8 protein-coding genes are annotated in these 12109 nt (G+C 71.3%); 3 read left to right on the forward strand and 5 right to left on the reverse strand.

Annotated features, from left to right (window positions below):
• The first annotated feature begins 1 nt into the window (after position 1).
• The 3 genes from ABT070_RS10215 to recQ all read left to right on the forward strand — a co-directional run bounded on the left by ABT070_RS10215 (position 2) and on the right by recQ (position 5557).
• Positions 2-1597: an NADH-quinone oxidoreductase subunit M gene (locus ABT070_RS10215; protein WP_351757471.1), complete on the forward strand. Its 1596-nt coding sequence runs from the start codon at positions 2-4 to the stop codon at positions 1595-1597.
• A complete protein-coding gene (gene nuoN, locus ABT070_RS10220) occupies positions 1594-3252 on the forward strand; it encodes an NADH-quinone oxidoreductase subunit NuoN (RefSeq protein ID WP_351757473.1) in 1659 nt (552 codons plus the stop codon). The genes ABT070_RS10215 and nuoN overlap by 4 nt, the downstream gene beginning before the upstream one ends.
• Positions 3253-3478: 226 nt before the next feature.
• A complete protein-coding gene (gene recQ, locus ABT070_RS10225) occupies positions 3479-5557 on the forward strand; it encodes a DNA helicase RecQ (protein ID WP_351758525.1) in 2079 nt (692 codons plus the stop codon).
• 159 nt (positions 5558-5716) lie between these two features.
• On the opposite strand, the gene ABT070_RS10230 is transcribed toward recQ, so the two are convergent.
• The 5 genes from ABT070_RS10230 to ABT070_RS10250 are packed head-to-tail and all read right to left on the reverse strand — an operon-like array spanning position 5717 to position 12039.
• Positions 5717-8749 carry a fumarate reductase/succinate dehydrogenase flavoprotein subunit gene (locus ABT070_RS10230; RefSeq protein WP_351757475.1) on the reverse strand — a complete coding sequence of 1011 codons (3033 nt, stop codon included), beginning with the start codon at positions 8747-8749 and terminating at the stop codon, positions 5717-5719.
• Positions 8750-8760: 11 nt separating this feature from the next.
• Complete coding sequence (locus ABT070_RS10235) at positions 8761-9588, reverse strand: ABC transporter ATP-binding protein (protein WP_351757478.1); 828 nt, start codon at positions 9586-9588, stop codon at positions 8761-8763.
• Positions 9572-10453, reverse strand: coding sequence for an ABC transporter permease (locus ABT070_RS10240; RefSeq protein ID WP_351757481.1), 882 nt, complete (start codon positions 10451-10453; stop codon positions 9572-9574). Before ABT070_RS10240 ends, ABT070_RS10235 begins: the two co-directional genes overlap by 17 nt.
• Entirely contained in the window at positions 10450-11796 is a 1347-nt protein-coding gene (locus tag ABT070_RS10245) for an ABC transporter substrate-binding protein (protein WP_351757484.1), read from the reverse strand. Before ABT070_RS10245 ends, ABT070_RS10240 begins: the two co-directional genes overlap by 4 nt.
• Positions 11797-11811: 15 nt before the next feature.
• A complete protein-coding gene (locus tag ABT070_RS10250) occupies positions 11812-12039 on the reverse strand; it encodes a 4Fe-4S dicluster domain-containing protein (RefSeq protein WP_020130156.1) in 228 nt (75 codons plus the stop codon).
• Positions 12040-12109: the final 70 nt, after the last annotated feature.

Raw genomic sequence — 12109 nt, forward strand, 5'->3', positions numbered from 1 at the left:
GATGTCCTTTCCTCTGCTGACAGCGACGGCGGCGCTCCCGGCGATCGGGGCGGTCGTCACGGCCGCCGTACCGGCCGCCCGGCGCAACGCCGCCAAATCGCTGGCCTTGCTGTTCTCCCTGGCGACACTCGCCCTGGCGATCGTCGTCCTGGTCCGCTTCGACCCGGACGGCGGCCGCTACCAGCTCACCGAATCCCACTCCTGGATCAAGGACTTCGGGGTCAGGTACGAGCTGGGCGTGGACGGCATCGGGGTCGCGCTCCTCGCGCTGACCGCGCTGCTGATCCCGTTCATCATCCTCGCGGGCTGGCGCGACGCCGACCCGCTGGAGACGGGCGACGCGTCTCTCAGCAGCTTCGCTGCGGGGCGCTGGCGGCCGACGCAGGGCTTCTTCGCCCTGATCCTGGCCGTCGAGGCGATGGTGATCATCTCCTTCGAGGCGACCGACGTCTTCCTCTTCTACATCTTCTTCGAAGCCATGCTGATCCCGATGTACTTCCTCATCGGCGGCTTCGGGGACCGAGCCCACGAGCACGGTGAGCAGGCGGCGTCCACGCAACGGTCGTACGCGGCCGTGAAGTTCCTCCTGTACAACCTGGTCGGCGGCCTGATCATGCTGGCCGCGGTGATCGGCCTCTATGTGGTCGCCGGGAACTTCTCGCTCACCGAGATCGCCGAGGCCCGCGCCAACGGAACGCTCGACATGGCGACGAACACCGAACGCTGGCTGTTCCTGGGCTTCTTCTTCGCCTTCGCGGTGAAGGCGCCCCTGTGGCCGCTGCACACCTGGCTGCCCAACGCCATGGGTGAGGCAACCACCCCGGTCGCCGTGCTCATCACGGCGGTCGTCGACAAGGTGGGCACCTTCGCGATGCTCCGGTTCTGCCTCCAGCTGTTCCCGGAGGCGAGCAAGTGGGCGACGCCGGCCATCCTCGTCCTCGCGGTGATCAGCATCATCTACGGGGCGCTGCTCGCCGTGGGTCAGCGGGACATCAAGCGGCTGGTGGCGTACGCGTCGATCTCGCACTTCGGTTTCATCATCCTGGGCATCTTCGCGATGACGAGCCAGGGCCAGTCCGGCGCGACGCTCTACATGGTCAACCACGGCATCTCGACGGCCGCCCTGATGCTGGTCGCCGGCTTCTTGATCTCCCGGCGCGGCTCGCGGCTCATCGCGGACTACGGCGGGGTGCAGAAGGTCGCCCCGGTGCTCGCCGGCACCTTCCTGATCGGCGGTCTGGCGACGCTCTCGCTGCCGGGACTCGCGCCCTTCGTGAGCGAGTTCCTGGTCCTGGTCGGCACCTTCGCGCGCTACCCGGCGATCGGCATCGTCGCCACCTTCGGCATCGTTCTCGCCGCGCTCTACACCCTCGTCCTCTACCAGCGGACGATGACGGGCCCGGTGAAGCCCGAGGTCTCGACGATGCCCGACCTGCGCACGCGTGAGCTCGTGGTCGTCGCCCCGCTGATCGTGCTGCTGATCTTCCTGGGCGTCTACCCGAAGCCCCTCACGGACATCGTGAATCCGGCGGTCAAGCAGACCTTGTCCGACGTGCACCAGAAGGACCCCCAGCCCGAGGTGGAGGCGGCCAAGTGAGCGCATCAGCCGTCCACAGCCTGTGGACAACGGCGGCAACCGCGGCCGAACCGATCTCGAAGATCGACTCGCCGAAGATCGAGTACGGGCAATTGTCGCCCACCTTGATCGTCGTCGGCGCGGCGATCATCGGAGTGCTGGTCGAGGCGTTCGTGCCGCGCAAGCACCGCTACTACGTACAACTGTTCGTATCCGTCGTGGCGCTGACCGCCGCCTTCGCGGCGGTGGTCGCGCTGGCGGAGGGCGGCTACGGCACCACGAAGGCACGCATCGCGGCCATGGGCGCGATCGCGGTCGACGGACCGGCCCTCTTCCTCCAGGGCACGATCCTGCTGGCCTCCCTGGTCGCTCTGTTCACCTTCGCCGAACGGCGCCTCGACCCCGAGGTGCACGGCAACCGGGTCGACTCCTTCGCCGCCCAGGCGGCTTCCGTGCCCGGCAGCGACAGCGAAAAGGCCGCGGTCAAGGCCGGTTTCACGACGACCGAAGTCTTCCCGCTGCTGCTGTTCGCGGTCGCCGGCATGCTGGTCTTCCCGGCGGCCAACGACCTGCTGACCCTCTTCATCGCCCTGGAAGTCTTCTCACTGCCCCTGTACCTCCTGTGCGCACTGGCCCGCCGCAAGCGGCTCATGTCGCAGGAGGCCGCGGTCAAGTACTTCCTCCTCGGCGCGTTCGCCTCCGCGTTCACCCTCTTCGGCATCGCACTGCTGTACGGGTACGCGGGCTCGGTGTCGTACGGCACGATCGCGCAGGTCGTCGACGGCACCGTCCAGAATGTGAACCCGGCGCTCGCCGACACCATGGGCAACGACGCGCTGCTCCTCGTCGGCGCCGCGATGATCGTCATGGGGCTGCTCTTCAAGGTGGGCGCGGTGCCGTTCCACATGTGGACGCCCGACGTCTACCAGGGTGCGCCGACCCCGGTCACCGGGTTCATGGCCGCGGCGACCAAGGTGGCCGCCTTCGGCGCGCTGTTGCGTCTGCTCTATGTCGTCCTGCCCGGCCTGCGCTGGGACTGGCGGCCGGTCATGTGGGGCGTCGCGATCATCACCATGCTGGGCGGCGCGATCGTCGCGATCACGCAGACCGACATCAAGCGGCTGTTGGCGTACTCGTCCATCGCGCACGCCGGATTCATCCTCGCGGGTGTCATCGCGACCACCCCGGACGGCGTCTCGTCGGTGCTCTTCTACCTGGCCGCGTACTCCTTCGTGACGATCGGCGCGTTCGCGGTGGTCACCCTCGTGCGCGACGCCGGCGGTGAGGCGACCCACCTGTCCAAGTGGGCCGGACTCGGGCGTAGGTCCCCCCTGGTGGCGGCCGTGTTCGCGGTGTTCCTGCTGGCCTTCGCCGGTATCCCGCTGACCTCCGGGTTCGCCGGTAAGTTCGCCGTGTTCAAGGCGGCGGCCGAGGGCGGCGCGGCCCCGCTGGTCGTGGTCGGTGTGATCTCGTCGGCCATCGCGGCGTTCTTCTACATCCGCGTCATCGTGCTGATGTTCTTCAGCGAGCCGCGGCCCGAGGGACCGACCGTCGCCGTTCCGTCACCCCTGACGATGACGGCGATCGCGGTGGGCGTGGCGGTCACGCTGGTGCTCGGCGTGGCCCCGCAGTACTTCCTGGACCTGGCGAACCAGGCGGGAGTGTTCGTGCGCTGAGCCGCTCCGCCCAGGTGCGCCGACCTGCGTGTGCCGGTCCGTCGGGCCCGGTTCCCCATCTGGGGGGCCGGGCCCGACGGCGTCGTACGGTTGATCGAGTCCGGGACCTTTCCCGCGCCTGTCACCCGGAGTCACCGGATCGAGCCTGTGGATAACTCCGATGCTGTCAGTCCTGCCCCCTATCGTGGAGGCAGTGGTCGAGAGACGACGTACGGGGGACCAGTCGATGGGCGGGACGGACGGGATCAGCGAGATGACAGGTATCACCGGGACACCGGAGCGGACCGAGAGCGAGGCCCTGGCCACGCTGCACCGGGTCTTCGGATACGACGCCTTCCGCGGCGAGCAGGAAGCGGTCATCGAGCATGTGGTGGCGGGCGGGGACGCGGTCGTCCTCATGCCGACCGGCGGCGGCAAGTCGCTGTGCTACCAGATCCCCGCGCTGGTCAGGCCCGGCACAGGCATCGTCGTCTCGCCGCTGATCGCGTTGATGCAGGACCAGGTGGACGCGCTGCGGGCGCTCGGCGTGAACGCCGGGTTCATGAACTCCACCCAGGACTTCCACGAGCGGCGGGTGGTCGAGGCCGAGTTCCTCGCGGGCGAACTGGACCTGCTGTACCTGGCGCCGGAGCGACTGCGCCTGGACTCCACCCTCGACCTCCTCTCCCGCGGCAAGATCGCGGTCTTCGCGATCGACGAGGCGCACTGTGTCTCCCAGTGGGGCCACGACTTCCGCCCCGACTACCTCTCCCTCTCGCTGCTCGGCGAGCGCTGGCCGGACGTCCCGAGGCTCGCACTCACGGCGACGGCCACCCGCGCGACGCACGAGGAGATCACCCAGCGGCTGAACATGCCGTCGGCCCGGCACTTCGTGGCGAGCTTCGACCGGCCCAACATCCAGTACCGGATCGTGCCGAAGGCCGACCCGAAGAAGCAGCTGCTGAGCTTCCTGCGCGAGGAGCACGCGGGCGACGCCGGCATCGTGTACTGCCTCTCGCGCAACTCCGTGGAGAAGACAGCCGAGTTCCTCTCGCGCAACGGCGTCGAGGCGGTGCCCTACCACGCGGGCCTGGACGCGGGCACACGGGCGGCCCACCAGTCCCGGTTCCTGCGGGAGGAAGGCCTGGTCGTGTGCGCGACCATCGCCTTCGGCATGGGCATCGACAAGCCGGACGTACGGTTCGTCGCCCACCTCGACCTGCCCAAGTCGATCGAGGGCTACTACCAGGAGACCGGGCGTGGCGGCCGCGACGGACTGCCGTCCACGGCATGGATGGCGTACGGCCTCAACGACGTCATACAGCAGCGCAAGCTGATCCAGTCCGGCGACGGTGACGAAGCCTTCCGTCGGCGGGCCGCCGCCCACCTGGACTCGATGCTGGGGCTGTGCGAGACCGCCCGGTGCCGCCGCGGCCAGCTCCTCGCCTACTTCGGCCAGGAACCGGAGCCGGCGGGCTGCGGCAACTGCGACACCTGCCTCACACCACCGGAGACCTGGGACGGCACCGTCGCGGCCCAGAAGGTGCTGTCGACGGTGGTGCGGCTCCAGCGGGAGCGCGGACAGAAGTTCGGCGCGGTGCAGATCATCGACATCCTGACGGGCAAGCGCTCGGCCAAGGTGATCCAGTTCGACCATGACCAGCTGTCGGTGTTCGGCATCGGTGAGGACCTCTCCGAGGGTGAATGGCGCGGTGTCGTACGGCAGTTGCTGGCCCAGGGGCTGCTCGCGGTCGAGGGTGAGTACGGCACGCTGGTGCTGACGGAGGCCAGCGGGTCGGTGCTGCGCCGCGAGCGGGACGTGCCGCTGCGCAAGGAGCCGAAGAAGCCGGCGTCGTCGAAGGCGTCGGGCTCCTCCTCCGGCAGGGGCAAGTCCAAGGCCGCCGTGGCCGAGCTGCCCGAGGAACTGCTGCCCGCCTTCGAGGCCCTGCGTGCCTGGCGTGCCGAGCAGGCCCGTGAGCAGGGCGTCCCGGCGTACGTCATCTTCCACGACGCCACGCTCCGGGAGATCGCCACGGTCTGGCCGACCTCGGTGCAGCAGCTCGGCGGCATCAGCGGGGTCGGCGAGAAGAAGCTGGTGACGTACGGGGAGGGCGTGGTCGAGGTCCTGGCCGCACTGGGCGGGGCACCGGGCCCCGCAGCTCCGGGGCCCTCCGCGCCGGGCTCCGCTGCTCCGGGGCCCGCCGCTCCGGGGCCCGCTGAGAGTCCGGCTCCCGGTGGCGCCGCTCGGGCCGCCGCAACGGATCCGGGCGCCCCGGACTACTGGCCCGAGATGGACGAGGAGCCGGAGCCCGAGGACTGGATGTAGCGGACCGGAGTCACCAGCAGACAGGGGGGACTGGGCACAGGGGGCTTGGGACTAGGCACAGGGGACTGGGGACCGGGACTGATTACGAGGGCCCGGGGGCCGGGCGTCGGCGCCCCTGGCTGTCGGCCGGGGGCGGTGCGGAAGCGACGGGTGAGCTGGTCACAGAGCGCGCGTCGCGTACGCCCTGACGTCCGCGTCGGAGTCCGTCGTCGCCGTGGCGAGGGCCGCGCGGGCGGCTTCCGAGGCGCGGTGCCGGGTGAGGGCCAGGACGGCGGCCTTGCGGACGTCGGCGTTCGGGTCGGCCAGGGCCTTGGCGAGGACGGGGAGGGCCGTGGTGGGGTGGGCCACGGACAGCGCGGTGGCGGCACCGGCGCGGACCTGCCAGGCGGGGTCCGCCAGCGCGCTCACGGCTCGCGCGGCGAGTGGCGCCGGGCAGCCGGTCGTGCCCAACGCCCCGTAGGCGGCGGCACGCACCAAGGCGTCGGGGTCGTCGACGAGACCGGCGAGGGCCGCGTGGACGGCGTCGCGCTCGGGGGCGATACCTGCGTCGAAGCTGGTGCTGGTGCCGTCTCCGGAGGCGGAGCCGGGGTTGGGGCCGGAGCCGGGGTTGAGGCCGGAGCCGAGGTCGGGGTCGGCGCCAGGGCTGAGATCAGGGCCAGGGCTGAGATCAGGGCCAGGGCTGAGATCAGGGCCAGGGTCGAGATCAGAGCCGGGGTCGCGGTCAGGGCCGGGGGCGGAAGCGGAGCCTTCGATGGAGCCGGCGTCGGACGTCGAGGTGTCGCTCAGGCGTCCGGCCGCCACCGTGGCCAGGGACTTGGCGATCGTGACGCGGACCTCGCGTGACGGGTCGGCGGTCGCCGCACGGGCCAGTTCCTCGGCGGCGTCGACGGAGACCAGGGCGCGGACGGCCTCGATACGGACGGCGATGTCGGCGTCGGTCAGAGAGCCCGCGAACAGGGCGGCGTCACCGAGGCGCAGGGCGCGCAGCACGTCCAGGGCCGCGGCACGGACGACGGGGTCGGGTTGGGCGAGGGCGCTGGCGAGGCCGTCGCGCAGGGCCGGTTCCGCCGGCAGGGTCTCGACGAGTTCGCGCAGGGAGGCCGCGGCGGCGGCACGTACCTCGGCGGCGGGGTCGCGCAGCGCCTCGGCGAGGGCCGGACCGGTGCCCGACGGCACGGTCTCGGTGAGGACGGCGACGGCCTCGCGCCGGACGGCGGGCACCGCGTCGGTCAAGTAGGGGAGCAGGGAGTCGAGTTCGGGCTCGTCCTCGGCCAGGGCGACGAGTTCGAGGAGACGGGCGGAGGACCGGGGGGAGGACCGGTCGGGGGCGGGCTCGGGCGTCGGAGGCGCCGAGGCGTCCGTGGACTGCGGGGCGGCTGCCTCGGCCCCGGTGGCGACGGGCGCGACATCCCGTGAACCGGCCGTGGCCACGCCCTCGGGGTGTACCTCGCCGAGCTGCCGGGACGGGCCGCCGACGGGGGTGAACTCGTCGACCGGAACCAGGTACGGAGCCACCGGCCGGGCCGTGAACTCCATCGCACCGGAAGGGGACTTGTGCAGATCGAGGTGATGGAACCAGGATGCGTCGTCGCGGTGCGGGTGGTCGAGGCGGTCGTGGTAGAGGCCCCAGCGGGACTCGGTGCGGGCCAGCGAGGCGCGCGCGGCCATCTCCGCGCAGTCCCGGATGAAGGAGACCTCGGCGCACCGCATCAGCTCGTGCGGGGTGCGGGCACCCATCTCGGCGATGTCGCCGCGCATCCGCTCGAAGGCCTCCAGGGCCAACGACAGCCGCGCGCCCGACTTCGGCGGGGCCACGTAGTCGTTCACGAAGCGGCGCAGTTTGTACTCGACCTGGGGCTGCGGCGGGCCCTCCGGGTTGCGCAGCGGGCGGTAGATCAGCTCGTGCGCCGCGCGGAGCTGGTCGGCGGGAAGCTCACCGTCGTACGCCTTGTACCGGGCCGCGTCCGCGCCGGCCAGGTCGCCGAACACGAACGCGCCGATCATGTAGTTGTGCGGGACGCAGGCCAGGTCACCGGCGGCGTACAGGCGGGGGACGGTGGTGCGGGCGTGCTCGTCCACCCGTACGCCCGAGGCCGAATGGCCGCCGCACAGGCCGATTTCCGAGATGTGCATCTCGATGTCGTGCGTGCGGTAGTCGTGACCGCGCCCCGAGTGGAAGGTGCCCCGGGTCGGGCGCTCGGTGGAGTGCAGGATCGACTCCAGGGCCGAGATCGACTCCTCGGGGAGATGGCTCAGCTTCAGGTACACCGGGCCCCGGTCGCTGGCGACCTCCGCCGCGAACTCGGCCATCATCTGGCCCGACCAGTAGTCGGAGTCGACGAAGCGTTCGCCGTGCCGGTTGACCTGGTAACCGCCGAAGGGGTTGGCGACGTAGGCGCAGGCGGGACCGTTGTAGTCCTTGATCAGCGGGTTGATCTGGAAGCACTCGATGCCGGTCAGTTCCGCGCCGGCGTGGTAGGCCATGGCGTAGCCGTCGCCCGCGTTGGTGGGGTTCTCGTAGGTGCCGTACAGGTAGCCGGATGCGGGCAGGCCGAGGCGGCCGCAGGCGCCGGTCGCGAGGACGACCCCGCCCGCGCGGACGGTGACGAACCGCCCCGTGCGGGTGTTGAGGCCGACCGCCCCGATGGCCCGCCCGTCCTCCGGCGAGGTCAGCACGCGCACCGGCATCACCCGGTTCTCGATACGGATCCGCTCCCGCATCTCGCGCCGCCGCAGCTGCCGGTACAGCACCTTCTTGACGTCCTTGCCCTCCGGCATGGGCAGCACATAGGAGCCGGACCGGTGGACCTGGCGGACCGCGTAGTCGCCGTGCTCGTCCTTCTCGAACTTCACGCCGTACGACTCCAGGCGCTGCACCATGGCGAAGCCGCGGGTGGCGGTCTGGCGGACGGTGGACTGGTCGACGATGCCGTCGTTGGCGCGGGTGATCTCGGCGACGTAGTCGTCGGGCTCGGCGCGGCCGGGGATGACCGCGTTGTTGACGCCGTCCATGCCCATCGCGAGCGCCCCGGAGTGGCGGACATGGGCCTTCTCCAGGAGCAGGACGTCCGCGCCGCGCTCGGCGGCGGTCAGGGCCGCCATGGTGCCGGCGGTGCCGCCACCGATGACGAGGACGTCGCAGGTCAGCTCCTCGGCGTCGCCGAGCGCGGGGATCTGCAGGAGGGTGTCCACCGGGGTGCCTTTCAGATGCTCAGTGAGGTCAGGACATCGCGCCGCAGGGCCACGCGCGCCGGGTCGTCATGGGCGGCCCGGTCGCGCGGACGCGGCACGTCCCGTACGGCGACGAGGCGGCCCGCGCCGAGGAGGGCCACGCGGTCGCCGAGGAACAGGGCCTCGTCCACGTCGTGGGTGACGAAGACGACGGTCGCGCCCGTGCCGCGCAGCACCTCCACCAGCAGGTCCTGCATGCCGGCGCGGGTCTGGGCGTCGAGGGCGCCGAAGGGCTCGTCCATGAGGACGGCGCGCGGACCCGTGGCGAGGGCCCGGGCCAGTTGCGCCCGCTGGCGCTGGCCTCCGGAGACGCGGTGCGGCAACTGCCGGGCACGGTCGGCGAGTCCGACCCGCTCGAGCCAGGCCGCGGCCTGCTTCCTGCGCTCCGCGCGCGGTGAGCCCTTGATGGCGAGGGGCAGTTCGACGTTGGCCAGCAGGGTGCGCCACGGGAGCAGGGCGTCCTCCTGGAAGACCAGCGCGCGGTCCGCCGCCGGTCCGCCGATCGGCCGGCCGTCCTGCTCGACGGCTCCGGTCAGCGCGGGCAGTAGTCCGGCCAGCGTGCGCAGCAGCGTCGACTTGCCGCAGCCCGAGGGGCCGACGACGGTGAGGATCTCGCCCGGCGCGACGTCCAGGTCGACATCGGCCAGGGCGGTGGCGTCGGGGCGGCCGAGGGCGGCCGACCGGAGGGTGAGCCGGGTACCGCGTACGGCCGTACCGGTGGCCGTGGTGCCGGCCGTGGTGGTGGCCGCCTCGGCGGTGTCCGTACGGGGGGTCTCGCGGGTCTCAGACGAGGTGCTCATCGCGCGCCTCCGCGGGTTCGGGTCCGGTGGGGACGGCGGGGGAGGCGGCCGGTGCCGGAGCGGCCGACCGGGGACCCTTCGGCCGGGCCCGGCCGGTGGGGACGTACGAGGTGCGGGGCAGCCAGCGGGTGAGGCGGCGGCCGAGGAGTTCCACCGCCGTGGACGTGGCCCAGCCGAGCACGCCGATCGTGACCATGCCGACGAACACCCCGGGGTAGTCGACGACCGTGTAGTCCTGCCAGGTGCGGTAGCCGACGCCGTACTGACCGGAGATCATCTCGGCGGAGATCACACAGATCCACGACACCCCGATGCCGACCGACAGACCGCCGAAGATGCCCGGCAGCGCCCCGGGCAGCACGACCGAGCCGAGGATCCGCCACCGGCCGCCGCCCATGGTGCGGACCGCCTCCTCCCACCCGGGGGGCAGCGCGCGGACGGCGTGCCGGGTGGAGACCAGGACCGGGAAGAAGGCGGCGGTGAAGGTGATGAAGACGATGCCCTGTTCGTTGGAGGGGAAGAGCAGGATCGCGACGGGCACCAGGGCGATAGCGGGGATCGGGCGGACGACTTCGAGGATCGGTCCGAGCAGGTCCTCGGCGAGGCGCGAGCGCGCCACGAGCACGCCCGTGGCCACGCCCAGGACGGCGGCCAGGAGGAATCCGGTGACGATGCGGGTCAGGCTGTCGGTGAGGTCGGTCCAGTAGTCGTCGCCCGCCAGCCGGTCGGCGAAGGCGCGGGCCACGTCGGCGACCGTGGGGAACTGCGAGAAACGCAACCACAGGTCGACGTTCAGGCTGGTCAGCAGCTGCCACAGGCCGAGGGCGGCCGCCACCGAGGCCACCCGCAGCGCGTACCGGGTCACGACGCCCGCCCCAGCGCGTCGGCGTACGTGACGACGCGGGCGCCGCCATGGGCGTCGACGTAGGCCTGCGCGGTCGCCGGGGCGACGAACGGCACGAGCGTCGTGCCGTCGGTCACCCAGACGGCCTTGTCGGCGAACCACAGGGTGCCGGTGGTGGCGTCGGGGACGTAGGCGGCGCGGATGCCGTCCTTGTGCTGCGCCACGTAGGCCAGCAGTTCGGCGGGCGTCTTGAAGGCACGGGTCTGCGTGGCGTCCTTGGGCCAGACCTCGCTCGCGGCCGGTGCGGGCGTGGCGGCGAGCTGCTCGGCGTAGGACGGGCCGAGCGCCTTCTTCACGTACTGGTCGTCGACGAAGGAGTCCACGTCGACGTCTCCGGTCAGCTTGGCCGCCTTCAGGATCGCGACGTCCTTCTTGAGCGCGGCGACGAGCTGAGGCTTGACGGCCGGGTCGAAGGTGGAGATGCCGTGGGCGCCGTTGTAGAGGTAGACCACCTCGGCGGGCAGTCCGGTGGCCTCGGCGACCTTCTCGGCGGCGGCCACCGGGTGGGTGCCGAGGTAGCCGGTGGCTTCCGACTGCGCCCTCAGGAACGCCTCCAGCACGGCCGGGCGCTTCTTCGCGAAGTCCTCGCGGGCGGTGACGCCGTGGAAGGTGGGCAGGTCCAGCTGGGCGCCGTCGTACAGGGCCTTGGCCTTGCCCTGGTAGGCGAGCAGGCCGGGCCAGGCGACGAACTGCGAGAGCGCGTCGGCGCTGCCCGCGGAGAGGGCCGACGCCCCGACGGCCGGCTGCTGGTTGAGCTTCTCGATGCCCTTGGCCGGGTCGATGCCGGCGCGCTGCAAGGCCCGTACGAGGGTGCCGTCGGCGGCGGAACCGATGCTGGTGGAGACCTTCTTGCCCTTGAGGTCCTCGATGGAGGCGAGCTTGGAGTCGGGCGCCGTGACGATGGTGTTGAGGCCCCCGCGGAGGTTGTAGCCGGTGACCGAGACCAGGTGGGTGGGCTTGCCGAGCTGCTTGCCGCGGGCCGCGTTGATGAGGAGCGGGAAGTCGCCCATCGAACCGATGTCGATCTTCCCGGCGGTCATCTGCGCGGTGATGGGGGCGCCGGTGGCGTAGTCCTGCCAGTCCACCTTGTAGGTCGTGCCGTCACCGAGGGCGTTCAGCTCCTTCTCGAAGTAGCCGAGCGAGCGCAGCAGGGTGCCCGCGGTGACGGTGTTGATGGTCTTGGACTGGTAGCCGACGGTGACGGTGACCGTCGAGCCGCTGCCGGCCTCGGCGCTGCCGCATCCGGTGAGGGGGAGCAGGAACAGGAACAGGGCGGCGGACGCGGTGATCGCTTTGGGTTTCATGGAGGTTCGGGCCTTTCACCGGAGCAGGTAGGGCATGTTGACCGTGACGGCACCGGTGGGACAGCGAGCCGCGCACGGGCCGCAGTACCAGCACTCGTCGACGTGCATGTAGGCCTTGCCGTTGCTCTCGTCGATGGCGAGGGAGTCCAGCGGGCACATGTCCACACAGAGCGTGCAGCCGTCGATGCACTTCGACTCGTCGATGGTCACGGGCACGTCGGCCCGCTGGGGTGCCAAGGTCATGGCTGTCTCCAGAAAAGTCCCGAGAAATTCTGCGAAATCCCGCCCGGCGGTGAACCGATCAGGCCGTGCC

Origin of the sequence: Streptomyces sp. NPDC002884 (assembly GCF_040295245.1) — a bacterium.
Taxonomy (GTDB): Bacteria; Actinomycetota; Actinomycetes; order Streptomycetales; family Streptomycetaceae; genus Streptomyces.

Coding starts and splice junctions, on each gene's coding strand:
- ABT070_RS10215 (WP_351757471.1), top strand. CDS start 2: ATGTCCTTTCCTCTGCTGACAGCGACGGCGGCGCTCCCGGCGATCGGG.
- ABT070_RS10245 (WP_351757484.1), bottom strand. CDS start 11,796: ATGAAACCCAAAGCGATCACCGCGTCCGCCGCCCTGTTCCTGTTCCTG.
- ABT070_RS10235 (WP_351757478.1), bottom strand. CDS start 9,588: ATGAGCACCTCGTCTGAGACCCGCGAGACCCCCCGTACGGACACCGCC.
- ABT070_RS10250 (WP_020130156.1), bottom strand. CDS start 12,039: ATGACCTTGGCACCCCAGCGGGCCGACGTGCCCGTGACCATCGACGAG.
- recQ (WP_351758525.1), top strand. CDS start 3,479: ATGGGCGGGACGGACGGGATCAGCGAGATGACAGGTATCACCGGGACA.